The following is a 24,629-nucleotide window of genomic DNA, read 5'->3' as shown; positions in this document are numbered from 1 at the left end:
TAAGAAAGGTGGTGATGCCAACTTCTTTACATTCTACAATATAACCACTATATGAAAAAACAGCTGATAGCACCAAGGGGGAAGTCCGCCCTTTTTTAGTGTATTTTTATCATTCCTATCATCTATTATTGTTGGTTCAATGGCTTAATCCTGTTGTAATGTCATACCACTACTAAGTTGTTAACATTGCTTCTCCAATTACTTTAAGTATCCCCTTTTCATCATAAAACTCCCTTCTTGCATTCTTCCATGCCAAAACTGCCTCATCATATCTTTCTGCTAAATGAAATCCATTAACAATAGTTCCTTGCTTATTGACATTAAGGAATAAAATAAATTTTACTTTTCCCGGATCAAATACACCAGCTTCTACAGAAATCAACCAATTATACATTGTTTTCCATAAATCAGCCGCCTTATTAGATACCGGATTTCTATTAGAAAGGGCACTTTTTAATTGAATAGCATCCTTGCTTCCATCTTCATGTTCTACCCCTACATCATCAAATACTTCAACACTCACACTATCTCCATCTTTACAATTCAACAATTCATATAACATATGATGCGATTGAATCATAAACGCATAAACTTTATCTGGCACATGCGTTTTCTCAATATTAGTTTTTTTAATAACTTCTCCCTTGTCCATACTCACTTCTCCAAATCATAAGTAGGTTCTCATTTTTTCTATTCTAACATACTTTTTCTCCATATTCTACCACTTATATTTCCTTGAAATGTAAAAAGTTCCTGTAAACAGTGCCACTGCACCGTTTACAAGAACTTTTGTTTTAAATATCAATGTGTCGACAAAATACGACAATTATTTCATCTGTTTTGCGAACTTTCCCCTTTTTGTGTCCTGGTCGCATATCCCCAGAACTATGTATTTTACTGGCTTTGCAGTGATTTTTGACTACTCTAATCCAGCGGCTTTTCAACCGTATCCCCCAAATTTTATTTTGGGGGAAATTTCATTTTGCTTTCTAAAGTTTCCGATTTCTGATTTTTCAAATTTGGGGGATAGCCATTTCCCATTTGGGGGAATTTGGGGGTAAGGTTCTTCCCCAAAATTTCTGTTTTTCCAAATTATCATGAAATATATTTTTACAATCTATACATTTACATTTTATCCGTTTTGTATATCATCATGTAAAATATTATAAACCAATTTTTCCAGCTCTTTTCTGTTAGGCAGATATAATTCATATTTTGAAACAAATAGATTACTGTCCATCCCATAAGTAGCATATTCTACAAGCAATTCATCTTTGTTTTTACTTAAAATAATCCCAATAGGCGCATTGTCATCTGGCATATTCTCTTCCATTGCGAAATACCCCAGATACATATTCATTTGACCTATATCTTCATGCCTTACTGAATTTTTCTTCAAATCAATTAACACAAAACATTTTAAGATACGATGGTAAAATACTAAATCTACATGATAGTGAATATTATTCACTGTGATTTTATACTGTCGTCCAACAAAAGTAAAACCTTTTCCAAGTTCTAGCAAAAATATCTGGAGATTATCAATTATCCTTTGTTCCAAATCGCCTTCCGAATATTGTTTCAATTCTGGTATATTCAAAAACTCTAAAGTATAAGTGTTTTTAATTACGTCTTCAGGTGTTTGAATCTCAATTCCTTCCTGTGCCAATGATAAAATTCCTTCTTTGTCACGGCTCACTGCCAACCGAAGAAAAAGCGCAGATTCCATTTGACGTTGTAGTTCCCTAACTCCCCACTTTTCGCTTACCGCTTCTTTTTCATAAAAACTTCTTTCCAAATCATCATCAATTTTTATCAGTTCACAGATATGTGACCAACTCAATTTATCAGATACTAAATGATAATCTGGATATCTTAAATAAAACTTTCTCATATTATTTAGATTAGGCCGGCTATAGCCCTTACCTAAACGCAACGTCAATTCTTTAGAAAGAGTAGTAAGTAATTTACTTCCATAAGCCGCTTTAATGTTACCATTCTGTTCTGATTCCACAATATATTTTCCAATCAGCCAATAGGTTTCTATCATGGTGCTATTAACAACACCTGCTAGGTTCTCTTTTGCTCTTTTCACGGTTTCTTCAATGTTTAAAATTAAATCTTCCAATACAGTATTTAATCTAATTTCGCCCATGCATTACCTCCCTTAAATTTGTCAGACACCGTCTGACAAATTTAACATAATCACTAAGTTCACCTATTTTTAAAGTATCATTCCAAAGTCTTCGATATAACAAATTCAATTATATATCCTGATAAAATTGAAATTTACTAATTTCCCTGTTTATCATTTCGCCAATGTTACTTTGTTCATCAATATTGATCTCGAATCTACGCAATAATACGTCCAGACTTCCCAAACTTAATCCTGTTAATCGTGCAATCAAATAAGGATTCGCACCATTCACTGCTAAATTCACTATCCCAGTATTTCTAATGCATTCTACAGAGAATGTATCTTTATCCTCTGGCACATCATATCCAGTTTCTCTCAGTGCATAATAAAATGGTGTATTAAACACATTCTCTGAATATTTACAACTACAAAACAATTCAAAAAATAAATTCTCCTCACAAATTTCTCTACTTATCTTTTCTAACTCTCTTTTTATATCTTGGCTAAGTGCCCGTGGTAATTTGATTTTAATACCATTATGATACAGCAGCTCAAAATCATCTGAAAAATCTTTCACTTTCAAATTAGCGATTACTTTTCGTTTTGCAGGAACCAATAATGTAATCTTAAAAAAGAACCCTATCATTGTCATATTACTATACTTTTTAGGATAGCTATTAAAATAATCTAATAATTCTTTTATTTGATCTGCATCAATATATCCTCTATTACTAGAAGGTTTTAAATTGTTCTCTGTAATAATCTCATCCCTAAAAGCATCATAATCTGCAATTTTATTAAAAATATTATCAGCAATTCCTTCTTTGTAAAGATAAACAAAAAATTTTTTTATTGCATTCAAATGGTTATTCATTGTATTAACAGTTTGAATGAGACTTTTCCCATGATAAAATGAAACCGAATCTTTTAATTGCTGACTTCCAATTTCTACTATTTTATCCCCCAATCCAATTTGCTCCATATAATCCACAAATTTTAAAGATTGATTCATATAAATGTATTCCAAATCATTCGATTCTACAAATTTATCTCTATACATTCTAAGATAACTCATCATATCCGCCTTCTGAAATTATTATTTTTCTCTTATTATACTTCAACTTTTAATATTTTCATATATAAAGTTCAAAAAAAGAACCTATGAGCATTTACCCATAGATTCTTTTCGTTTCGTTATAAAATTCGCCACAAAGTTCACTAACGCATCTGCGCTGCAACCTCCGCCGCAAAGTCCTCATTTTTCTTCTCCAAGCCTTCGCCTGTCTCAAAGCGTACAAATCTCTTAACAGAAACCGGTGCGCCAGCCTCTTTGGAAACAGCCTCCAAATACTTTGCAACGGTCTGCTTTCCGTCCTCTGCCTTTACATAAACCTGATCTACCAGGCAGATCTCTTTCAGCTCTTTATTCACACGGCCTTCAATCATGCCATTGATAACCTTTTCCGGTTTCTGGGACTCTTTGGGATCATTCATAATCTGAGCCAAAAGAATCTCTTTTTCATGGGCAATATACTCTGCGCTGATTTCGCTTCTCGTCACATATTTGGGATTTAATGCCGCAATCTGCATAGCAATATTCTTCATAGCTTCTTTTACAGCGTCATTTACAACTGTTGTGTCGGCTTCTACGATAACGCCAATGCGTCCGCCGCCATGAATATAATCAACTACACATCCGTTTTCTGCAACTACTTTTTCAAATCTTCTGATTTTTAAGTTCTCGCCGATGACAGCCACCTGCTCCACCAATGCATCTTTCACAGTCTTAGAAGCGTCTTCTGTCCAGGATTCCTCCATAAATGCATCGATATCAGCGGCGTTGCTCACAAGTACCTGCTCTGCAACTTTCCCTACATAAGTCTGGAATTTCTCATTTTTTGCAACAAAATCTGTCTCGGAGTTTACCTCAACAATAGCTGCTGTATTGTCTTTCACTGCAATTTTAACAATACCTTCCGCTGCAATCCTAGCTGCTTTCTTCTCAGCTTTTGCCTGCCCGTTCTTTCTCAGGTACTCCATTGCCTCATCCATGTTGCCGTTTGTCTCGTTTAACGCTTTTTTACAATCCATCATTCCTGCGCCGGATTTCTCACGCAGTTCTTTTACCATTGCTGCTGTAATAGCCATTTCTCAATCCTCCAACTGTTTTTACTCTTCTACTGTTTCCTCTTCTTCTGTAAACTCGGCCTCATCCACTTCGATGTTACCCTGGTTTGCCTCGATAACAGCGTCTGCCATCTTGGAAACAATCAGTTTTACCGCACGAATTGCATCGTCATTTCCGGGAATTACATAGTCTAACTCTTCCGGATCACAGTTGGTATCTGCAATACCAATCAAAGTAATACCCAATGTATGAGCTTCCTGGATACAAATTCTTTCTTTTTTCGGGTCTACCACAAAAATAGCATCCGGAATTCTCTTCATATCCTTGATACCCCCAAGGTTTTTCTCCAATTTTTCCCATTCTTTCTTAAGGGCGATAACTTCTTTTTTGGGAAGAACATCAAATGTTCCGTCTTCTGCCATAGTTTCAATGGCTTTCAGCCTTGCAATACGGCTCTGAATCGTCTTAAAGTTGGTAAGCATGCCACCCAGCCATCTCTCATTTACATAGTACATGCCGCAGCGCTCTGCCTCTGCCTTAATGGCATCCTGCGCCTGTTTTTTTGTACCAACAAAGAGAATAGTTCCGCCGTCAGCTACGATATCTGCAACTGCTTTGTAAGCCTCGTCCACTTTGCCTACAGATTTCTGTAGATCAATGATATAAATCCCATTTCTCTCTGTGTAAATGTATGGAGCCATTTTAGGATTCCATCTTCTGGTCTGATGTCCAAAATGAACACCTGCTTCCAATAACTGTTTCATTGTGATAACACTCATCTTATTACCTCCGTATGGTTCATTGCTTCCATATGTTTCCTCTTATGGAACACCTTTTGGCACCTGTCCCATCATCCACATATGTGCTTTTTAGCCGGCACTATTGCCAAACCTTAAAAATTATATCACAAGAAAAAAGAAAATGCAAGATAAAATCTGCATCTCCTTTTTTAATTCTCTTCTATTTTCGTTGTCAGAAGTTTTGCAATTTCCTCGTAGGTAGCCCCTTTAGGAATTGCATAGACCCCCGGTAAAATCAAATTATCGTAATCATTGGCAATTAAAAACTTATTAAACTCTTCCGCACTGTCAATGAGATTTGCCTGCTGTAATTTCTTACAAATCACATCGGAGTATTCCCCTCCTCCAATCTCAAACCTGACTTTTCCCGTGTCAAGGGCCGTGTCAGAAGGATTATCTGCCGGATTGTCATTTTCCTTCTTATCATCCTTGACATCTTCCTCTATCTTATCTGCAGGTTTCGTCTCAGAACTTTTTTCTTCCGGCACATTAGTTTCGGAACTCTTTGTCTCCGGCTTATTTACTTCTGTAGACTTTTGTTCAGGTTTTTGGGCCAGCTGCTGATTTTCTTCCTGGGAGACTTCACTTTCTGACTCTGATTCTGTCTCCAGCATATCTGCCACTGTAGCATTTTTTTTGTCCTCTGCAGGTGTATTGTCCGTCTCATTTTTATGAAGTGCAATTGAAACCATAAAAATAAGGGTCGTGACCACTACGCCAATTCCTATTCCTCTTAAATAATATTTTAATTTCACTTCTTCCGGTTCCCTTCATACAATCCAATTACCAATTGAACTTCCCCCAGACCTAAGGCCAGTTCCCTGGCAATTTCAATAGCTGATTTTCCTTGCTTATGCAGCTTTAATATTTCTTCGTTATGATTAAAGTCTTCTCTGTCATCGGCCTCAATCTCTGCGTTGAACTCCTCAAACAATACATCTTTCAACCCTTCTTCGGCCTCAATCTCCACTTTCTCCGGAGCTTTTTCTTTTTCCTTTGCCTTTGCTTTCGGTTTCCGTCCCGGTTTTCCCGCCGGTTTAGGAGGCTGTACTTCCTCCACCTTTACTGGAAAAACTAAATGTTTCTGAATTTCTTCATCTTTTTTGGCTATCTCACTGGAGAGTTCCTGAAGTTTTGAAGAAAATTGAGTCAGCTCCGCATGTTTATCATTCAACATGCTGTAAAGAAACATAATCTCATTATGGGTCTTATTCATAGATTCGATTACCGTGTCAGAATACTCCCCAATGGCTTTAATTTTGTCATTGCACTCATTTTCCATAGAATCCGCAGTTTTTACCAAAACTTCCTCTACTTTTTCTTCCACTCTGCTGCCGATGCTGGCAGTGGCTCTCTGAAGTTCACGCTCCATAACTTTTTGAATCTCTTCATTACTCAGCTCACCGATTTTCCCCAGCTCACTTGGCGATAATTTTTCTGCTATAAAGAAACTGGCAACAAAAAATACTACTCCGATTACCAGCAACAGAATTTCTACTCCTGTCATCCTTCCAATCTCCTCTAAATTTTCATATCAAAATGGCTGTTCCCTGCTTTTAAGACGACTGACCCATCCTTTTCATTGGATCGTTTCTTTTTTTTCTGTTGTCCCTGGCCCTGGTATTCATTATTTCCTTTTTCTTTTGCGTCATATTTCTTTTTATGATTTTCTGAATCATCCGCATGGCGAACTTGTTTCAGATGTTTCATCTGCTCATTTTTCATATGAGCCTGAATATTCTGCTGATCTACCATAGGTTTTGAGTCTTCCTGATGCTTAACCGCTCCCACATCGTTCGCCCTCTGGATGACACCATGAATTGTAACTGGTCCAACTGACATAATTATCAACCTCGATTCTGTCTCTTACAGATTTACGGCCTTAATCTCTCCATTGTCTTTGACAAACTGGCAGTAATGTCTGGTATCTTTCGTTGTCATAGACAATTCTGAAATTTTAATAGTGACACCGGGATAAATCATGTTCTGAATCATAACCTTTGCCCGGTTTGCACTTACAAATTCCATCCGGAGCGTGTTGATTTCCTCATTGATAGGCGCTAACTGGCTCTGGAGAGTCTTTAATGCCATTACCTGTTTTTTTACGAACTCTATCTGCTCCGGGGAGAGCTGAACTCTTGAATTCATCTTTTCCGTGTATGTCACCAAAACCGGACGAATCTTTTCAATCTTCTGGCTGATTTCTTTGGCATTCCTTTGTAAATCGGCAAAGCGCTCTAATTTTTCCGGTTCCACTCCCACTTCCACCATGGTTGCAGTGCCCATATTTGAACCGATGGACTTTGCTGTTATCTTGGAGCCTGCCCGAACCATTCCTCCCATAATAAATCCTTTTCCGCCGTTTACCGTTATCTCTGAATTAGCGGAAACACGGCTCTGGATAATGGATTCCGTGTCAATGTATCCACCTGACCTTACGGTTGCCCCTTCTATAAATTTAATGACAATATTTCCCCTTGCGTTTAAAAGGCCTTTTCCCATGCCGTGGATACCTCTCTGCACAATAATCTGTCCGCCGGCATATAACTGTGCGCCTTCTACAACACCGTCTACAATGATGTCTCCTTCCGCCTTAATCATAAAGCCGCTCTTAACATTTCCTTTTACGGAAACATTTCCAGGGTAATTAATGTCCCCTATAGAATTATCTACATCTGCGGGAACTTCGTACACACCGGAGACAAATACTTTTCCATTGACCAAAGATGCATGGCCTGTCACTTCCGAATAGAGCTCTGTCCCGTCCTCGGAAATACGGATATTATTGGAAAAGGAAAGTTTTAACTGCTGTACATCCCTGGGCTTTAACTCCCCGCCCATTACATCAGTACCAGGTTCTCCCGGGACTGCAGGAATGAGTTTTGCAATCATCTGGTCTTTTTCCACTCTGCTGATAATATCCAGTTCGTGATAATTAACGGAGCCATCATCATTGTGTTTCGGCTTTAGACTCTGTTTCGTAGAAAAATAATACTCAATTTTGGCATCTTTTCCCAAACTGGGCGGAGTTCCCTTTGCAATAAGATATTCTGTGCAATATTCATGTTCTTTAACCAGCTGGGCAATCATTTCTTCGTCCATACCGTAGATAACTTTTTCATGGGTTAAAGCATCCATTATCCCATCCTGTGTAATGGCCCTTGTCCCGTCAGCGCCGGGATAAAATTTGCACCATACCAGCATACTGTCCAAGGAAACAGACAACATCACAGATTCATCAAAAGGATTTCCCAAATCGCTTCCAATATAAACTTCCTCAGGAGCCTCGGCGATAATTCCCTTATTCAAGGAAACCACATCGGTATCTGGATATCCCTGCATGTTCAAATAATTTTGAACATCCCTTAAATCCAGCCGTTTACCGCCCTCCTGCGCAGGGAAAAATTTTAAATAAATATTCCCATCTCTTTTCATTGGCTTAAAATAACTATTCTTATTATCCATGTACATTTCCCCCATCAGTCCACAAGAATGTCCATATAACTTCCCATTTTTTTCCGCATTTTCATTAGTGCTTTCGTATGCAGCTGTGAAACTCTTGATTCAGAAACATCAAGAACCTTGCTGATTTCTTTTAAGGTCAACTCTTCATAATAATACAATTCAATTACTTTTCTTTCTTTCTCTGTCAGAAGTTCTAGTGTTGATTTCAGTACTTCCTTCAGTTCATTTTCCTGGATTTGTTCTTCCGGCTGGGCAAAATGAGTATTGTGCTTTGCATCCATAACCGGCTCACTGCCCTGTTCCACATATTCGTTTAACGAGACAATGTTCGTTATTTTCAGTTGGGACTGCCAATTTGTCAGCTCTGCGTCTGAAATTCCGATTTCCTTTGCTATGTCCTCATCGCTGGCATTTTTGCCTGTCCGCATTTCCACACGCTTAATCGCTTCATCTAATTTTTTTTGTTTCTGTCTCACTGTCCTGGGAATCCAGTCCATTTTGCGAATCTGGTCCAGGATAGAACCCCGGATTCTGAGACTTGCATATGTCTCAAACTTTACATCTTTTGCTGCGTCAAATTTGTCAATAGCATCAATAAGACCAAATATGCCGTATCCCACCAGGTCATCATACTCCACATTATAACCAAGATACATGCTCAGCCTTCCCGCCACTACCCTTACAAGAGGTGCATACTCTAAGATAATCTGTTCTCGAATTTCAGGTGAAGGATTCTTCTGATAGGATTCCCATAACTTTTCTTTGTCTGTTGTCTTCATTTAAAGCCCCCATCATCTGAAAACTGTTTCTACACAGTTTTGCTCATTTCTGCCAATGCTATTCATCCTCGGATTCTTCTGAATCATCTTCTGAAGCGTCCTCTGAATCTTCATCCATGGATTCTTCCCTAAAGCTCTCTGTCTCTTCCTCAGACGCTTCCATGGACTCAATATTTTCTATTGAATCCTCGTTCACCGCCTCTTCCTCCGGCAATGGGTGCAGTATATCTTTAAAATTTACCTCTATCAAAATTCTTGCAATCATGCCGATAATAAAAAATATCACACATACGATTACAAACCGCTTTGCAAATACTACAATGTCTACATGCTGTACAAAAGACATAATACATGTGACAAATCCTGCAATCAAAGCCAAAAGTGCCGGTATTGGTTTCGTATTCATTTCTATTCCTCCATCAATACAGAGGCTTATTAGATAATTTTTAACGGTTTGCCCACGGATTTTATATAAAATTCCCCTGTGTCACAGTGTAACTCTACCGTGCGCCCATAATTAAGCCCTGTATCCTCCGCTACCAGCCGTATTCTAAGCTGTTTTAATTTTTGTTTGGCAGCAATCGCATTTCTCTCTCCAATATTTCCCACATTGGAAACACCGCTAACTTCAAACATTTTTGCGCCTCCGGCTATCTTTGCAACAAGACAATTCCGGTTGGCACCTGCTCTTATGACCCGTTTTAATAACTCATCTATCCCCGTATCTGCAAATTTTGCAATATTACTGTTATTCCTCATCTGTGTACTGTCCGGCAGCATATAGTGCACCATTCCGCCTATTTTGCTCACTGGATCATAAAAGGTCAGTCCAATACAGGAACCAAGTCCCAATGTTATGATAGTATCCGGTGATTTACAAACATTCAAATCTGCCATACCTACTCTTATAACCTGACTCATACATCCGCTCTCCTTACATTGAAAGACCAAGTGCCGTAAGTATCTTATCATAGGAATCCTGCTCCGGCATCAATATAAAATAACCATCAATCATTACATCATCGCCAAATTCCGTCTCTATCAAAAGCGCATTATCTCCAAACTGACCAAACTGAATCGCCGGCACACTTAAGATGGATGCCGCCATATCCACCGCAATATAGGGAATGGAAGGTGTAATGGTCAAACGTGTCATACCAGAAAGGGCAGACAGATAAGATGCTGCAATAATATTGCCGATTTCCTTTAATGCAGAAAGATCCATCTCATCAAATTCCGCTTTGTAATCCGCATCACGCATCATCAGTTTGTTCACCAGATACTGGGCAGATCCCATCTTCAAAAGAAACATCATGCTGCCCTCGATATCCGTCTGTACCTCCAAAAAAATCCCTACGATAATCTCATCTTCCGGACAAATTGCTGAGCCAAGTTTTGAAGCGTCCATGAGCTCAACTTTTGGAACATTCATATCTATTCTTAGCCCCAACATGGACGCAATAGCCGTAGTTGCATTACCGGCTCCGATATTTCCAATTTCCCTTAAGACATCAACATACATATTGTTAACATCTTCTAAACTAAATTTACCCATCCGTTCCTCCTCCACTCTGCTTTGTATTTAAGCATTATCCGGCTCATCAACAACAGCACTGATGTCAAACAGAGAAATAAGTTCATCGCCATGCTTTCCAACACCAAAGATAAAACTGTTTTTGTCAAGCTTGGATTTCTGAGCAGGGCGGTCAATATCATCCATTGCCAGTTCCACAACTTCCTTGACTTCATCCACAATAATTCCAATGGTTCCCTGTTCCTCAATTTTCAGAATAATAATACGGGAAGCGTCTGTAAACTGATCATCTGCCAAAAGCATTTTCAGACGGATACTCATCACAGGCACAACTTCCCCCCTCAAATTGATAATCCCCTTAAAATAGGTCTGAACTTTAGGTACCCTTGTAATTGTCTGCATACGCACAATATTGTCTATGTAGCTGATGTCAAGGCCGTACTGCTCACTTCCTATTTTCACCACTATGTACTGTTTTGTAGATTTCCCAGAAATCTCTATTCCATTCATCATCTTGGGTACCCTCCTTTAAAACAACGTATTGACATCTAAAATCAATGCCATTTCACCGTCACCAAGAATCGTTGCACCGCTGATAATCTTATTGGCTTTGATAAATTTGCCCAGGGATTTAATTACGATTTCCTGCTGTCCTATAAGATTATCTACCACAAGACCTGCATAGTTGTCGCCTTTTTTCACCACTACCACAGTAAGGCTTTCCGGCTCTTTCTCCAAAGGCTCCATCTCAAGGATTTTGTCAAGACGGATAATTGGAATTACAATCCCTCTTAAATGGATAACCTCTTTTGCCTCCACAAAACGAATCTCGTTTACAGGAATATCTTCAATATTTTGGATGCTTCCAAGGGCAATGGCATATTTCTCGTCCCTGATTTCCACCATCAATGCCTGGATAATTGCCAGGGTCAATGGCAGTCTTACGGTAAACTTAGAGCCTTCGCCTAACTTACTGGAAACTTCTACGTCGCCGCCTAAAGCTTCAATATTAGAGCGCACCACATCCAGTCCAACGCCGCGGCCGGAGATATCCGTAATCTTTTTTGCCATAGAAAAACTTGGCATAAACAAAAGATTGATAATCTCCTTCTGACTCATTCCATCGGCCTGATCCGGTGTGATAACCCCTCTTTCAATAGCTTTTTCCCTCACCGCATCCGTATCAATTCCGTTACCGTCATCGCTGACTTCAATAATAACGTTATTTCCTTCCTGAAAAGCGTTTAAGTAAATGGAGCCTTTTGCCGGTTTTCCTCTCTGGATACGGGTTTCAGAACTCTCCAAGCCATGGTCCGCAGAATTTCGGAGCAAATGCTGCAGAGGGTCCCCAATCTGGTCGACTACCGTACGGTCTAATTCTGTATCTTCACCGCTCATGTAAAGTTCCATGCTCTTGTTCAATTTCCTGGACAAGTCACGGATCATACGCGGGAACTTATTTACCACACTCTCAATGGGAACCATTCGCACTTTCATAACAGACTCGTGAAGGCTGGTGGTAATTCTCTCCAAATATTCTATCTGCTCATGGAAGAGCTGGCTCTCAAAATTTCCACCCTCTGTTGCACTGATGGAAACAAGACTGTTCTTTGCAATAATCAACTCACTGACCTGGTTCATCAACGCATCTAATTTTTCAATATCCACACGGACGGTACGGCTGGTCACAGGTTTATTGGCCGCCTGTTTCTTCCCTGCATTTGCTGCGGCAGGTGCAGCCTTCTTCGCCGGTTCCTGTTCCTTTGGCGCCGGAGCAGCTTCCGCTGAGACAGATGTCTCCTCCTTTTTATTGAAATCAGCAAATTTCACTTCCTCAGCTAAGACCGCATCTATCTCTGACACAGCCAAAGTGCCCGGTATAATTTTTTCCAGATCCTCTGAGGAAGCCAGGAAAAATGTAAAATCTAACTCAAACTTCTCATCCTCAATATCCCTGGAACTGGGACGGTAAATGATAATCTCGCCAAACTCTTCCACCGCCTTAAAGACAAGGAAAGCCCGTGCTGCTTTTAAGAGACAATCCTGGTGGATATACACTGTAAAACCGTAAACCCTGGTTCCTGAATCCTCTGCGCTTTTGATTGCCGTCTTCTCCACCTCATCCAGTTCCACTTTCAAGAACTTCTTTTCCCTTTCGTCCTCATCCTTTGCAGTATCGGACTTTTCTTCCTTGGCAGGTTCCGGTGCCGGAGCAGACGCTTCCCCGGATGCCTGGGCAATAAAGTCATTCAGCTCTTTAATAATCGCTTCATTGTCCTCCGTACCCTCATTTGAAGTTTCTTTTACATTCTCCAAATATTTATCCAGAGCATCCAAACATTCAAATAACAAATCAATCATTCTGCTGTTGACAGAAATCTTATCACTGCGTACTTCCTGGAACACGTTTTCCATATCATGGGTCAGATGTTGCATACGCTTAAAGCCCATGGTACCAGCCATTCCTTTTAAGGAGTGTGCTGCACGAAAAATCTCATTTATCGTGTCTTTGTTATCCGGCTCCTTTTCCAGAACCATAATGCAGTCACTTAAATTCTGCAAATGTTCATTGGTCTCATCAATAAAAATCTCAAGATATTGACTTACATCCATCTTAATGTACCCCCACTCTCTTGGTAATTGTCGCTGCAACTTCTGTCAAAGGAACCACTTCATCTACAACGCCGGCATCATAAACCGCCTTCGGCATGCCATATACCACACAACTCTTTGCATCCTGGGAAATCACATAAATAGATTTCCTTTTTTCCAAAGAAAGGATTCCGCTGGTACCGTCTGCCCCCATACCTGTGAGAACCACGCAGACGATTTCATCATATCCTGTCTTTGTCAAAGAATCATACATTATGTTGGCACAAGGTTTTAAGCCTCCGATTGCCGGCATGTCGTTGAATGTAATCTTATGTTTGCCGTCCGCCATTTTGGCAACCTCAATATGTTTGTCTCCCGGGGCAACATAGACACATCCTTTCTGTAAAATCTCGCCTTCCTCCGCCTCTTTTACAGACACCTTGCTGATTTCGTTCAAACGCTCTGCCATAGACCTGGTAAATCCCATGGGCATGTGCTGTACCAAAACCACAGGGGCATCCAATTCCTTGGGAAGAAAAGGTATCACTTGCTGTAATGCTTTCGGGCCCCCGGTGGAACAGGCTAAAGCAATCAGCTTTTCCCCTTTCACCGCAGAAGATTTCTTATTGGGCTTTTTAGGCACTGCCGGTCTGACAGGCTGCACTACAGTTTTTACCGGACGCTGTGTCTTTAGCACTGCAGCTAAAGTATCCAGTATCTTTGTCCGGAAAACCTCTCCTTTGGCCTCTATGATATTGGTTGGCTTGGTGATAAAATCCACCGCTCCCAATTCCATGGCGCGTATGACAATATCCGCATCCCTTATAGCCAGAGTGCTGATCATAATAACAGTTGTTTTGATCTTTTCACTCTGAAGTCTTCTAAGTACTTCCAGTCCATCCATTCTGGGCATATTAATATCAAGAAATACCGCATCATATTGTGTTGTCTTTAATTTTTCATATGCTTCCAGTCCGTCTTTACAAACATCTGTCACCTGAAATGTACTATCTGAGTTAATTATATCACAAATCACCCTTCTCATGAGTGCAGAGTCATCGACAACCAAAATATTTTTCTTCATAAGAACTTCCTTTCCCATATATGCATTACACATATGCAGGTAAAACATGAAAAAAACACTTTATAATTCACTGTTTCTGTCTTTTCTCTCTTCCTCAAATATATATTTGATAATTTCTTCTCTTATCTTATTATCTTTAAAGATAAACTGAATCCTTATCTCAAATTTGTCTGTATACCCTTTTAGAACTTCCGAAGTAAGTACATGCCCCATGATATAGTGCTGTGTGTCCATCACCTCATTGGTAAGTTTTAATATCAGCAGAAGAAAACTTCCCACCTGCAATTTTTCTTCTGCGATAATGCGTACTCCTCCGCCGCTGACATCCACAACTTTGCAAAATTTCTTTTTTTCATAGAATTGGTCGTCCCTCAGCTGATTCAGTATATCTTCTGTGGAATTCTTTTCTGCGTCCTCCTCTGTGATGGGATAAAACTCAGCGTCAATTAAACAGGGATAACGGTAATATTGTCTTCTCTGAAATTTTTCCATCTGAGAGTGGAGTTCTACTACAAGAACGTAGATATTATCTTTTTTACAGCGCTCTTTTATCTGCCCAATACAGTGATAAAGCCCTGTCTTTGCATAAAAGACAAACTCATACCGCACACCTAAAGGTAAAAGACGCACTTTCCCGTTTTCTATAGGCATAGTAATTTCAATATCGCCATTATCGCCGATATCATTAACCTGGCTCTTATATATCTTGGGGGAAACTCCTGTCTTTTGTTCCTGCGCCATCTGTTGTACCAGGCAAAAATCCACTTTGTCTCCCAAATGAATAATATCTGTAATCATCTGAATTGCCTCATTTCATTATTATACTAATTATACTACTTTCTGGATAAAAAGTTAATAAATAATTGGGTAATCCCCCTATGTATCACAATTTGTTCATTTTTTTCATTCAGAAAATTATCGGTTAGAATCCGAAAAGCCTGGGAAGAGGATGCTTTTAATCTCTCCAGTGAAACAATTTTCTGACTGCGGATGGCATTTTCAAGCTCCTGATCCTGGGGTATCATCCCCAGGAAATTCAGATTTCCGTTTAAAAACTGCGACACAACTGAATTTAATTTTGAAAAAACTGCGTCCCCCTCTTCTATGGTATTGACTTTGTTGGCCACAATATTAATTCTCGCCTTGTCTTTGCTAAAAGTGGGATTGCGGTACAGTGCCTTAAGCAGGGAATAGGAATCTGTGAGAGAGCTGGGCTCCGGGGTGCTGATTAACATAATCTCAGGACTCGCCAGCACAAATTCCAACACGCTGTCAGATATTCCAGCCCCTGTGTCAATGATAATCACATCCGCCATCTCATTTAATTCCGCCAGGGAATGTACCAGATATACAATCTGGTCTTTCGTCAGATTGCTTAACCCTGCAATACCGGACCCCCCAGAAATAAATCCTATCTCCATGGGCCCCTGGGAAATAATCTCTTTTATATTTTTTCCTTTATAGATTAAATCACTTAGATTATATTGTGGGACAGCACCAAACATGACTTCCACGTTTGCCAATCCCAAGTCCGCATCAAAAATCAGGACCCTTTTTCCTATTTTCCGGAGCCACACCGCCATATTTACCGCCACCGTGGATTTTCCAACCCCGCCTTTTCCACTGGTAATGGTAATGACCCTTGCATGCTCCGGCGGTGATTCCTGATTTTTCTGCTTAATCACATTCCTAAGCTGTTGTGCCTGATCCATAGGTTACCTTCCTCCTAGCAACCGTTTCACAATCTTTTGTGAATTAAAAACCTCAATATCATCCGGGACATTCTGCCCGTTGGTAATATAGGAAACTTCAGCATTAGAATATAACTTAATATTTAAAATGCTGCCGTAAGTTGTTGTCTCGTCCAGTTTTGTAAATATTATTTTATAATTGGATATCTCTTTGTAGACATCGGATATCTCTATCAAATCTTTATACTTGGTGGTAGCGCTTAACACCAGGTAAACTTCGCTGTCATACTTGACATCAACGCTTTTAATCAGCCTTCTGATATCCTCCTTCTGCTCCACATTTTTGTGGGAAAAACCTGCGGTATCCACTAAAATCACATCAAAGTCTTCCAGTTTCTCCACCGCCTGGTTTAACTCTTCCGGAGAATAGATAATGTTTAAAGGGGTATCCAAAATATTTGCATAAGTCCTAAGCTGTTCCGCAGCTGCAATACGATAGGTATCCGCCGTCAAAAATGCTACCTTTTTTCCCTGTTCCACCTTAAGCTTCGACGCCACTTTTGCAATGGTAGTTGTTTTTCCTACCCCTGTGGGCCCCACAAAAAAGAGAATTTTGGGTTTCTTTCCCGACAAATCAATGCCGTGGGGCGTACCGAATTTTAAAATCATTTTCTGATACACATTGGACAAAATATAGTCCACACTGTTGCCATTCCAATTGACTTTTTCCAATTCGTCCATTATCTGGTTTACATATTTTTCATTTACCTCATTGTCAATCAATGTCTCATACAAAACCTTGATAAATGCCAGGTTCTCATTCTTCTTGGAACCTGCGGCTTTCATAAACTCCTGTTCTTCCTTTGCCTTCTCCTGATTTTCACTGTACTGTTTTTCCAGGATACTCTGAAGATTTTCCAGTTTTTCTTCAATTCTCTCTGTTCTCTCTGAATCATCCGTGGTTTTCTGTGAAGACTCATTTTTCAAAAGTTCCGCATTGCGCTTTAAAAACTCAATGGCACTCTGCTCTGCCTTTGCCTGATCCATGGGCTCTTCCTTTACCAAAGGTATTTTAATGGGCTCATCCGCTGTCATATTAATTGTCTCATGCATTTTCTGGGCATTTTTCAATGCAAGGCCTGAATCCACATAATTTTCTTTTTCTTCCATTGCCGCCGTCACCTCATAGGTAGATTTTTTTAAGCTCTGAAATACTCCCTTTGGCTTTATCTCCTTAATGTTCATGACAACTGCATTTTCACCTAATTCCGCTTTTGCTTTTTCAATCGCTTCCTCTTTTGTTTTTCCTTGAAATTTTTTGATTGTCATTTAACCTGTCACCATCCCAACCGACTGTAATTCTACATTGGATTCCACTTCATTATAAGATATAACAATTAACTCCGGGAAATAATCCGATGTAAGTTTCTTAAAATACATTCTCACAATAGGAGAAGTCACAACAACTGCATTCTTCCCTAAATTTTCCAATTTCGCCACTTCATTTTCCAGAGAAGAAATAATCGCCCTGGTTCTCTCCGGGTCAAGGGTTAGATAAGCCCCCTGCTCTGTCTGCTTTACAGAAGCCATAATATCCTGCTCTGTCTTGGGGTCCAAAGTGATTACACTTGTCACCTCATTGGGAACAAAATATTTGCTGGAAATTGCACGTTTTAAGTTTTGTCTCACGTATTCTGTGAGCACATCCGTATCTCTGGTGGTCTGGGCATGGTCTGCCAAAGTCTCAAAGATACTTAAGAGGTCACGGATAGAAATGCCCTCACGCAAAAGATTCTGCAATACCTTCTGGACTTCCCCAAGCCCCAAAAGCTTTGGTACAAGTTCCTCCACCAAAACGGGATTGCTCTCTTTTAAATTGTCCACAAGATTCTGTACATCCTGCCTTGTCAGGAGTTCGTCTATATGGGTACGGATGACTTCCGTCAAATGGGTTGCAATAATGGAAGGCGGATCCACCACGGTATAACCCAGGCTCTCCGCACGCTCCCTCTGTCCTTCCGTAATCCAGATAGCCGGAAGGTGGAAAGAGGGCTCAAAAGTAGGAATACCTGTAATCTCCTCCTCCACAAATCCCGGATTCATTGCCATATAGTGGTCAAAGAGAATTTCGCCCTCGGTAATTTGTATCCCCTTAATCTTAATTATATACTGGTTGGGGTTTAATTGAATGTTGTCCCGAAGCCTTATAATAGGGACTACAGTACCAAGCTCCAAGGCTATCTGCCTTCGAATCATAACTACCCTGTCCAGCAAATCCCCGCCTTGGTTCACATCCGCCAGAGGGATAATTCCGTAACCAAACTCCAATTCGATAGGATCCACCTGGAGAAGGGAAACCACATTTTCCGGTTTTCTGATTTCTTCCGCCTCCGTCTCCTCCATATTTACCTCATCTTCAATCTGCTCAATATTTATATTTTTATCCACATTTTTTCCTGTTATAATAAAAGCGGTTCCAAGACTGACAAACAACACGATATTTAATGGAGTTGCAACGCCGAGAAAGGCTAACGTCCCTCCTGCTATGTAGAGCACTTTGGGAATGCCGAAAAGCTGTTTTACCAAAACAGTGCCAAAATCTGCCTCCTTGGACGCCTTGGTAATCAAAATACCTGTAGCCATGGAAATCAACAGGGAAGGGATCTGGCTGCTAAGGCCGTCACCGATGGTAAGCACGCCGAAAGACTGGATTGCCTCTGCAAAGGGGAGTCCCTGGCGCAGAACGCCCATGACAGTACCGCCGATTAAGTTTACAAAGGTAATGATAAGGCCTGCGGTGGCATCTCCTTTTACATACTTTGTGGCACCGTCCATAGCCCCGAAGAAATTTGATTCCATCTGGATTTTTTCACGGCGGATCCTTGCCTCTTTCTCTGTTATGGTGCCCGTATTTAAATCCGCATCAATTGCCATCTGTTTACCTGGCATAGCGTCCAAAGTAAAACGTGCAGTAACCTCTGCAACCCTCTCGGAACCTTTATTGATAACCACAAACTGTATAATAATCAGGATAATGAATACAATAGCTCCGATAATCAAATCACCGCCGCCTACAAATCCCCCGAATGTCCGAACCACATTTCCCGGGTCACCGGTAGTTAAAATCAAACGGGTGGAAGAAACATTTAAAGAAATACGAAACAATGTTGTAAACAACAGCAGTGTGGGAAAAAATGACATGTCCAAAACTTCCTGGACAAAAAGTGCATTAAACAATACAATCAACGCTATGGAAATATTGATTGCCAACATGCAATCCAACAAAATGGAAGGAATCGGTACAATGAAAAATATGACTGCACAAAGCAAATATAAAGCCACACCAACGTCTGCTTTTTTCATCCTTCATTCTCCTCCTTCTAAGTATTCTTTAGATTATAAACCATGGCAAGGACTTCTGCCACCGCCTGATAGAGTTCCGGCGGAATCTCCTGCCCGATATCCACATTAGCGTAAAGCATTCGGGCCAAAGGTTTATTTTCTACAATCTCTATGTGATGCTCCTTGGCTGCTTCCCTGATTTTCATAGCAAGGAAATCCTCTCCCTTTGCCACCACAATAGGTGCTTTGGAAATTTCCGCATCATATTTCAATGCAACAGCCAGATGGGTAGGGTTTGTGATAACCACATCTGCAGTGGGAACATCCTGCATCATACGCCTTCTTGATGCCTCCCGCATCCTCTGGCGCTGCCTTCCTTTAATTTCGGGATTTCCTTCTGTATTTTTATATTCATCTTTGACTTCCTGTTTTGTCATTTTCATCTCTTCGTGGAACTTATGTTTCTGATAGATAAAATCTGCAATCCCCACAATCAGGTAGACCAAAGCAATTTTCAAACCTGCATCTACGATAACCTGTCCGCAGAGAATAATAGCCTGCATCAAGGGGATATCATATAAAACAAATAACTCATCGGAATTTTTCCGTACCGATATGTACGCCACATAGGCAATTACTCCTAATTTTGCAATAGATTTAATCAATTCAAAGAAAGATTCTTTGGAAAGAATACGCTTAAACCCATTGATAGGATTAAACTTATCCGGTTTCGGCTGAAGAGGCTTGGATGTAGCTTTAAAACCAAACTGCAAAACATTTGCCAGAAAACAGATCGTAAATCCGAATACAAAAAAGGGCAATACTATTTTAAAGGATTCCACAATAATTGTAAATAGAAAAGAACTCATAGCAAAAGAAGACATCTCTTTTGCATTGCTCTCCAGAAATTCCGGAATTCTGGTATAAACAAATTGAAAAGAAGTCAAAAACCCATTATAAATAAATGAGGTAAAAATTTTCAACACCAGAAACAGGGTAATCAACTCAAAGGCAGCGGTAAGTTCCTTGCTCTTTGCCACTTTGCCGTCTTTTCTTGCATCATTCAGCTTTTTAGACGTGGGCTCCTCTGTCTTTTCCCCGCCGGGACCATCTTTTGCAAAAAACTGCAAATTGTAAGAAATCCAAATACTACTGTACTCTTTCAACTTTCATACATCCCTTTAACCATAAAAACTATCATCCTCTTCATCTCATCAAAAATAAAATCTGACGCATTTGTCAACAACCCAATGGTAAGAAACATAATCACCAGGCCGCACAGAACCTTTAACTGCATACCCACTGCAAACATATTCATCTGGGGGGAAACTTTTGCCATAATTCCAAGGATACAGTTTAAAATCATAATACATGCAAAAACAGGCAGAATAACCCGAAAAGCAATCACAAAGGAATCCACCATATAAGTAACCATTCCCTGCATGAGAGAATCCCACTGGAATACTTGTCCATTCACCGGAATCAACTGGTAGGAATCTGCAACAGCCCTTAAAATGTAATGATGCATATTCGTCACTACAAGTAAAAGCAAAATTAGGTAGTTGTACATATTTGCAGACACACTGGCCTGAGTTCTCATCTGGGGATTATACTCGGTGGCCATGGCAAATCCTATATTGATATCGATTAAATTACCTGCCAATAAAATAATGGAATTACAAATGTTTGCCCCAAAACCAATCAGCAATCCTGTAATTCCTTCTTTTATAACGATAATGGAATAACCCACAATCCCCGTATACGCAAGTTCTTCTTTTGGAAGAATCTGATACAAAATCAGAGAAACAAAAAATGACAAGCCAATTTTTAATCTCCCCGGGGTATTTGACATTCCAAAAAAAGGGGCAATGTACACAAAACAGGATATGCGGACCAAAATCAACAAAAAATATTCAAATGTAAGTAAGGAAAAGCTATAATCAACCATAATTTATCCTAGCTTAAGTATAAACTAAAGTCCGTCCATAAGCGTGTCATAAAATCTGACATTTCTGTCATCATCCAGGAACCCAGCAGCATAATGGCCAAAAATACCGCCAAAATCTTAGGTACAAAAGTAAGGGTCTGTTCCTGAATGGAAGTCACCGTCTGAAAAATACTGATAATCAACCCTACAATAAGGGATATCAGCAGTAATGGAGCTGACGTTATAATAATCGTATATATTGCATCCCTTGCAATAGAAATTACGTCTCCATCTGTAATCATTTTTTACCCCCATTAATAGAATGTTTCAACTACAGACTTAATCACAAGATTCCATCCGTCTGCTAAAATAAATAACAAAATCTTAAATGGAAGTGAAATCGTTGTAGGCGGAAGCATCATCATACCCATTGACATAAGAACAGATGCCACTACCATATCAATAACAATAAAAGGAACATAGATTAAAAATCCAATAATGAATGCACTGCGAAGTTCACTGATAATAAAACTGGGAATCAGAATCGTAAACGGAACTTCCTGGTAAGTCTCGTAAGTATTTCCGGAAATCTCAATGAACATATCCATATCTTTTGTTTGAGTCAGTTCAAACATAAACTCCCGCAGAGGCCTGCCTCCGATTTCGATTGCTTCCTCCTGGGTAATCGTGCCTGCCTCAAAAGGCTGTATTGCATTTTCATTAATATCTGTAAATACAGGCTGCATAATAAAAAATGTCAAAAACAATGCCAATCCGATTAAAACTTGGTTTGGCGGCGCTGTCTGAGTACCAATAGCAGCCCGGAGAAAATGTAACACAATAATAATCCTGGTAAAAGACGTGAGCATCATTAAGATGGACGGTGCCAAAGCAATCACTGTCAATACCAACAAAATACGGATGGAACCGGAAAGCGTTCCTTCTTCATTATTATAAATAAATGTCAGCCCGTTTGTGCTGTCCGAAGTAGCGCTTTCTACATCTCCTCCTTGTGACACATTAAAATTTCCTACACGCTGTTCATCTTCTGGTGTAATACTATCTGTAGTACTTCCGTCTCTTTGGTTCTCATCAATAACTGCTGTACCATCGTTTGCCGCAGTTGCATAGACATTGTCCTGCGCCCTTGCAAACATAATTGTAATGGCAATCACAAATACTGCGAAAGCTACAGAAAACCTGCAATATGACTTTTTAAATTTCTTCATAATTCATCCTAGTCTACTTTTTCGGCAAATGTTCTTTCATCTTTTCTAACACATCTTTAAAATTACCCACAGAAAGCTCCCTGTCTGTATCACTTGCCGGCAGTTTTTCCAACTGTTCTTTCGTAAGCCTGGTAAGCAGATGCACTTCATCTTTTCCGATGGCAATCACTAAATACTCATCGCCTGCCTTCACAATCTGTATAAATTTATTATTTGTAATCCTCAAGGTTTCTACTACTTGAAGATTACGCCCCTTTACCTGTCCCTTCTGATAGACTGCAACCCACCTGGTAACAAAATATGTGAGACTTAATACAAATACTAAAATCAGGAGAAGACTTAATATCTCTGCCAGATTATTCAGGCGGGATGCCTGCACTGCTACTTTTACCATACTAACCTACTACTTTTTTCACCGCTTCCAATACTCTTTCTGCCTGGAAAGGTTTCACGATAAAATCTTTTGCACCTGACTGAATCGCCTCAATAACCATTGCCTGCTGGCCCATTGCGGAACACATAATTACGCATGCATTGGGGTCACCCTCTTTGATTTTCTTTAATGCCTGAATTCCATCCATTTCCGGCATGGTAATGTCCATCAAAACCAGATCCGGTTTTGTCTCATTGTACTTTTCCACTGCTTTTGCACCATTTTCAGCTTCTCCAGCAATATTATAGCCATTTTTGGTTAAAATGTCTTTAATCATCATCCGCATAAATGCTGCATCATCACAAATTAAAATATTCTTTGCCATAGTTTACTCTCCTATTCTTATTACTTATTTAATAATTTCTGTAATTCTTACACCAAAGCTTTCCTCGATTACAACGACTTCACCTTTGGCTACATACTTGCCATTTACAAGTACATCAATCGGTTCACCTGCAATTTTATTTAACTCAATAATCGTTCCAGGTGAGAAATCTAAGATTTCCTGGATTGATTTACTTGTCCTGCCTAACTCCACTGTTACATCCAAAGGCACATCCATAATCAAATCAATATTCTCTGGCTGCATCATAGGACCTGCCCCAGGGGCAAATGCTTGAAACTGTGCCGGCTGTACATTTACCGGCTGCTGCATCATGGGTTGCGGTGCCATCATGGGCTGCCCCATTGCTGGCTGTCCCATCATAGGTTGTGCTGTCATAGTCTGCTCCTGTCCCGGTGCTGCCGCCTGCTGAGTGGCAGCTCCTGTATCACTGCTTTGGTTATTACTTAAGGAAACGCTTTCCGCGGCATCCTGCTCCATATTCTTAGAAATGCTGGAACACATTTCTCTGGCAAAGGAAAACGGATATAGCTGCATAATCTGACTGTCCACCAAATCCCCGATCACCATCCGGAAAGATATTTTAACAAACTCCCCTGCAAGGAACTGGTCAATATCCCTTCCGTCCACAGTCTCTGCCAAATCGATAAGATCTGCCTCCGGGGGACTAATGTCAATCATTTTATTTAACATAGATGAGAGGGAGGTGGCTGCCGACCCCATCATCTGATTCATAGCTTCACTGATAGCTGAGAGATGAAGTTCTCCCAATTCATCATTCGTGTTTGTTCCATCCCCGCCCATCATTAAATCGGTGATGACCTTCACATCGTTTTCTTTAAGTACCAAAAGATTGCTGCCGTCCAAACCTACGGTATAGGCAATCCGTATAAAAACGCAGGGTCTTTCATATGCCGAAACCACATCATCCCATGTGGCAAAAGAAACCACAGGCGTTGATATGTCAACCTTTCTGTTTACCAGCGAAAACAGCGTAGTCGCTGCCGTGCCCATACTGATGTTAGCAACTTCCCCAATGGCATCTTTTTCGGTATCAGAAAGCTGCTCCTCACTGTCCGCTCCTGAACCAGTGGGTTCGTTCAGCAGGGCATTTATTTCTTCCTGCGATAACATTCCATCCATTG

At 40.1% G+C, this 24,629-nt stretch carries 27 protein-coding genes; all 27 read right to left on the bottom strand.

Features of this window, described 5'->3' with window-relative positions; genetic code table 11:
- Positions 1 to 172 precede the first annotated feature (172 nt).
- Positions 173 to 652, bottom strand: a complete 480-nt coding sequence (locus tag D7Y06_RS02945; protein ID WP_120406341.1) for a hypothetical protein — start codon at positions 650 to 652, stop codon at positions 173 to 175.
- A gap of 480 nt (positions 653 to 1,132) precedes the next feature.
- Positions 1,133 to 2,155: a PDDEXK nuclease domain-containing protein gene (locus tag D7Y06_RS02940; protein ID WP_120406340.1), complete on the bottom strand. Its 1,023-nt coding sequence runs from the start codon at positions 2,153 to 2,155 to the stop codon at positions 1,133 to 1,135.
- 109 nt (positions 2,156 to 2,264) lie between these two features.
- Positions 2,265 to 3,215, bottom strand: coding sequence for a hypothetical protein (locus D7Y06_RS02935; RefSeq protein WP_158591198.1), 951 nt, complete (start codon positions 3,213 to 3,215; stop codon positions 2,265 to 2,267).
- A 140-nt stretch (positions 3,216 to 3,355) separates the two neighbouring features.
- Complete coding sequence (tsf, locus tag D7Y06_RS02930) at positions 3,356 to 4,285, bottom strand: translation elongation factor Ts (RefSeq protein WP_120406338.1); 930 nt, start codon at positions 4,283 to 4,285, stop codon at positions 3,356 to 3,358.
- A gap of 21 nt (positions 4,286 to 4,306) precedes the next feature.
- Complete coding sequence (gene rpsB, locus D7Y06_RS02925; protein ID WP_120406337.1) at positions 4,307 to 5,044, bottom strand: 30S ribosomal protein S2; 738 nt, start codon at positions 5,042 to 5,044, stop codon at positions 4,307 to 4,309.
- 170 nt (positions 5,045 to 5,214) lie between these two features.
- Positions 5,215 to 5,820 carry a hypothetical protein gene (locus tag D7Y06_RS02920; RefSeq protein WP_120406336.1) on the bottom strand — a complete coding sequence of 202 codons (606 nt, stop codon included), beginning with the start codon at positions 5,818 to 5,820 and terminating at the stop codon, positions 5,215 to 5,217.
- Positions 5,817 to 6,572, bottom strand: coding sequence for a DUF6115 domain-containing protein (locus D7Y06_RS02915; protein WP_120406335.1), 756 nt, complete (start codon positions 6,570 to 6,572; stop codon positions 5,817 to 5,819). The genes D7Y06_RS02920 and D7Y06_RS02915 overlap by 4 nt, the downstream gene beginning before the upstream one ends.
- A gap of 14 nt (positions 6,573 to 6,586) precedes the next feature.
- Positions 6,587 to 6,907, bottom strand: coding sequence for a hypothetical protein (locus tag D7Y06_RS02910; protein WP_120406334.1), 321 nt, complete (start codon positions 6,905 to 6,907; stop codon positions 6,587 to 6,589).
- 24 nt (positions 6,908 to 6,931) lie between these two features.
- On the bottom strand, positions 6,932 to 8,530 hold the full coding sequence (locus D7Y06_RS02905; RefSeq protein ID WP_158591197.1) for a DUF342 domain-containing protein: 1,599 nt from the start codon (positions 8,528 to 8,530) through the stop codon (positions 6,932 to 6,934).
- A gap of 14 nt (positions 8,531 to 8,544) precedes the next feature.
- Positions 8,545 to 9,309, bottom strand: a complete 765-nt coding sequence (locus tag D7Y06_RS02900) for a FliA/WhiG family RNA polymerase sigma factor (RefSeq protein WP_120406332.1) — start codon at positions 9,307 to 9,309, stop codon at positions 8,545 to 8,547.
- Between the two features lie 58 nt (positions 9,310 to 9,367).
- Complete coding sequence (locus D7Y06_RS02895) at positions 9,368 to 9,715, bottom strand: hypothetical protein (protein WP_120406331.1); 348 nt, start codon at positions 9,713 to 9,715, stop codon at positions 9,368 to 9,370.
- A 29-nt stretch (positions 9,716 to 9,744) separates the two neighbouring features.
- Positions 9,745 to 10,230 carry a chemotaxis protein CheD gene (locus D7Y06_RS02890; RefSeq protein WP_120406330.1) on the bottom strand — a complete coding sequence of 162 codons (486 nt, stop codon included), beginning with the start codon at positions 10,228 to 10,230 and terminating at the stop codon, positions 9,745 to 9,747.
- A 13-nt stretch (positions 10,231 to 10,243) separates the two neighbouring features.
- Positions 10,244 to 10,864, bottom strand: coding sequence for a chemotaxis protein CheC (locus D7Y06_RS02885; RefSeq protein WP_120406329.1), 621 nt, complete (start codon positions 10,862 to 10,864; stop codon positions 10,244 to 10,246).
- Between the two features lie 27 nt (positions 10,865 to 10,891).
- A complete protein-coding gene (locus D7Y06_RS02880; RefSeq protein WP_330566346.1) occupies positions 10,892 to 11,356 on the bottom strand; it encodes a chemotaxis protein CheW in 465 nt (154 codons plus the stop codon).
- A 15-nt stretch (positions 11,357 to 11,371) separates the two neighbouring features.
- Positions 11,372 to 13,456, bottom strand: a complete 2,085-nt coding sequence (locus tag D7Y06_RS02875) for a chemotaxis protein CheA (protein WP_120406328.1) — start codon at positions 13,454 to 13,456, stop codon at positions 11,372 to 11,374.
- Between the two features lies 1 nt (position 13,457).
- Entirely contained in the window at positions 13,458 to 14,519 is a 1,062-nt protein-coding gene (cheB, locus tag D7Y06_RS02870; RefSeq protein ID WP_120406327.1) for a chemotaxis-specific protein-glutamate methyltransferase CheB, read from the bottom strand.
- A 60-nt stretch (positions 14,520 to 14,579) separates the two neighbouring features.
- Positions 14,580 to 15,317 (bottom strand): flagellar brake protein, encoded by a 738-nt coding sequence (locus D7Y06_RS02865; RefSeq protein ID WP_120406326.1) that lies wholly within the window; start codon positions 15,315 to 15,317, stop codon positions 14,580 to 14,582.
- 35 nt (positions 15,318 to 15,352) lie between these two features.
- Positions 15,353 to 16,231 carry a MinD/ParA family protein gene (locus D7Y06_RS02860; protein ID WP_120406325.1) on the bottom strand — a complete coding sequence of 293 codons (879 nt, stop codon included), beginning with the start codon at positions 16,229 to 16,231 and terminating at the stop codon, positions 15,353 to 15,355.
- Positions 16,232 to 16,234: 3 nt separating this feature from the next.
- Positions 16,235 to 17,539 (bottom strand): flagellar biosynthesis protein FlhF, encoded by a 1,305-nt coding sequence (gene flhF, locus D7Y06_RS02855; RefSeq protein WP_120406324.1) that lies wholly within the window; start codon positions 17,537 to 17,539, stop codon positions 16,235 to 16,237.
- A complete protein-coding gene (gene flhA, locus D7Y06_RS02850; RefSeq protein WP_120406323.1) occupies positions 17,540 to 19,573 on the bottom strand; it encodes a flagellar biosynthesis protein FlhA in 2,034 nt (677 codons plus the stop codon).
- 17 nt (positions 19,574 to 19,590) lie between these two features.
- On the bottom strand, positions 19,591 to 20,718 hold the full coding sequence (flhB, locus tag D7Y06_RS02845) for a flagellar biosynthesis protein FlhB (RefSeq protein WP_243119047.1): 1,128 nt from the start codon (positions 20,716 to 20,718) through the stop codon (positions 19,591 to 19,593).
- Positions 20,715 to 21,500, bottom strand: coding sequence for a flagellar biosynthetic protein FliR (gene fliR / locus D7Y06_RS02840; RefSeq protein ID WP_120406322.1), 786 nt, complete (start codon positions 21,498 to 21,500; stop codon positions 20,715 to 20,717). The genes flhB and fliR overlap by 4 nt, the downstream gene beginning before the upstream one ends.
- 8 nt (positions 21,501 to 21,508) lie before the next feature.
- Entirely contained in the window at positions 21,509 to 21,781 is a 273-nt protein-coding gene (gene fliQ, locus D7Y06_RS02835; RefSeq protein WP_120406321.1) for a flagellar biosynthesis protein FliQ, read from the bottom strand.
- A gap of 12 nt (positions 21,782 to 21,793) precedes the next feature.
- Complete coding sequence (gene fliP, locus D7Y06_RS02830; RefSeq protein ID WP_120406320.1) at positions 21,794 to 22,708, bottom strand: flagellar type III secretion system pore protein FliP; 915 nt, start codon at positions 22,706 to 22,708, stop codon at positions 21,794 to 21,796.
- Between the two features lie 13 nt (positions 22,709 to 22,721).
- Complete coding sequence (locus D7Y06_RS02825; protein WP_120406319.1) at positions 22,722 to 23,102, bottom strand: flagellar biosynthetic protein FliO; 381 nt, start codon at positions 23,100 to 23,102, stop codon at positions 22,722 to 22,724.
- A 1-nt stretch (position 23,103) separates the two neighbouring features.
- Positions 23,104 to 23,466, bottom strand: a complete 363-nt coding sequence (locus tag D7Y06_RS02820) for a response regulator (RefSeq protein ID WP_120406318.1) — start codon at positions 23,464 to 23,466, stop codon at positions 23,104 to 23,106.
- Positions 23,467 to 23,490: 24 nt separating this feature from the next.
- On the bottom strand, positions 23,491 to 24,627 hold the full coding sequence (gene fliY / locus D7Y06_RS02815) for a flagellar motor switch phosphatase FliY (protein WP_120406317.1): 1,137 nt from the start codon (positions 24,625 to 24,627) through the stop codon (positions 23,491 to 23,493).
- Positions 24,628 to 24,629 lie beyond the last annotated feature (2 nt).

Origin of the sequence: Roseburia sp. 1XD42-69, from assembly GCF_003612565.1 — a bacterium.
In the GTDB taxonomy this organism is placed as follows: domain Bacteria; phylum Bacillota; class Clostridia; order Lachnospirales; family Lachnospiraceae; genus Roseburia_B.
The sequence above is the reverse complement of the archived record's forward strand: the minus strand, read 5'-3'. Positions and strand labels throughout refer to the sequence as shown.

Bases quoted from the DNA above. Each gene is read 5' to 3' on its own strand.
- D7Y06_RS02865 (WP_120406326.1), bottom strand. From the start codon at position 15,317: ATGATTACAGATATTATTCATTTGGGAGACAAAGTGGATTTTTGCCTG.
- fliP (WP_120406320.1), bottom strand. From the start codon at position 22,708: ATGAAGAAATTTAAAAAGTCATATTGCAGGTTTTCTGTAGCTTTCGCA.
- D7Y06_RS02875 (WP_120406328.1), bottom strand. From the start codon at position 13,456: ATGGATGTAAGTCAATATCTTGAGATTTTTATTGATGAGACCAATGAA.
- D7Y06_RS02880 (WP_330566346.1), bottom strand. From the start codon at position 11,356: ATGATGAATGGAATAGAGATTTCTGGGAAATCTACAAAACAGTACATA.
- D7Y06_RS02895 (WP_120406331.1), bottom strand. From the start codon at position 9,715: ATGAATACGAAACCAATACCGGCACTTTTGGCTTTGATTGCAGGATTT.
- D7Y06_RS02935 (WP_158591198.1), bottom strand. From the start codon at position 3,215: ATGATGAGTTATCTTAGAATGTATAGAGATAAATTTGTAGAATCGAAT.
- rpsB (WP_120406337.1), bottom strand. From the start codon at position 5,044: ATGAGTGTTATCACAATGAAACAGTTATTGGAAGCAGGTGTTCATTTT.
- flhF (WP_120406324.1), bottom strand. From the start codon at position 17,539: ATGACAATCAAAAAATTTCAAGGAAAAACAAAAGAGGAAGCGATTGAA.
- flhA (WP_120406323.1), bottom strand. From the start codon at position 19,573: ATGAAAAAAGCAGACGTTGGTGTGGCTTTATATTTGCTTTGTGCAGTC.
- D7Y06_RS02890 (WP_120406330.1), bottom strand. From the start codon at position 10,230: ATGAGTCAGGTTATAAGAGTAGGTATGGCAGATTTGAATGTTTGTAAA.
- D7Y06_RS02945 (WP_120406341.1), bottom strand. From the start codon at position 652: ATGGACAAGGGAGAAGTTATTAAAAAAACTAATATTGAGAAAACGCAT.
- tsf (WP_120406338.1), bottom strand. From the start codon at position 4,285: ATGGCTATTACAGCAGCAATGGTAAAAGAACTGCGTGAGAAATCCGGC.
- D7Y06_RS02940 (WP_120406340.1), bottom strand. From the start codon at position 2,155: ATGGGCGAAATTAGATTAAATACTGTATTGGAAGATTTAATTTTAAAC.
- fliY (WP_120406317.1), bottom strand. From the start codon at position 24,627: ATGGATGGAATGTTATCGCAGGAAGAAATAAATGCCCTGCTGAACGAA.
- D7Y06_RS02820 (WP_120406318.1), bottom strand. From the start codon at position 23,466: ATGGCAAAGAATATTTTAATTTGTGATGATGCAGCATTTATGCGGATG.
- D7Y06_RS02905 (WP_158591197.1), bottom strand. From the start codon at position 8,530: ATGGATAATAAGAATAGTTATTTTAAGCCAATGAAAAGAGATGGGAAT.
- D7Y06_RS02900 (WP_120406332.1), bottom strand. From the start codon at position 9,309: ATGAAGACAACAGACAAAGAAAAGTTATGGGAATCCTATCAGAAGAAT.
- fliQ (WP_120406321.1), bottom strand. From the start codon at position 21,781: ATGATTACAGATGGAGACGTAATTTCTATTGCAAGGGATGCAATATAT.
- D7Y06_RS02885 (WP_120406329.1), bottom strand. From the start codon at position 10,864: ATGGGTAAATTTAGTTTAGAAGATGTTAACAATATGTATGTTGATGTC.
- D7Y06_RS02825 (WP_120406319.1), bottom strand. From the start codon at position 23,102: ATGGTAAAAGTAGCAGTGCAGGCATCCCGCCTGAATAATCTGGCAGAG.
- D7Y06_RS02910 (WP_120406334.1), bottom strand. From the start codon at position 6,907: ATGTCAGTTGGACCAGTTACAATTCATGGTGTCATCCAGAGGGCGAAC.
- D7Y06_RS02915 (WP_120406335.1), bottom strand. From the start codon at position 6,572: ATGACAGGAGTAGAAATTCTGTTGCTGGTAATCGGAGTAGTATTTTTT.
- D7Y06_RS02860 (WP_120406325.1), bottom strand. From the start codon at position 16,231: ATGGATCAGGCACAACAGCTTAGGAATGTGATTAAGCAGAAAAATCAG.
- cheB (WP_120406327.1), bottom strand. From the start codon at position 14,519: ATGAAGAAAAATATTTTGGTTGTCGATGACTCTGCACTCATGAGAAGG.
- fliR (WP_120406322.1), bottom strand. From the start codon at position 21,500: ATGGTTGATTATAGCTTTTCCTTACTTACATTTGAATATTTTTTGTTG.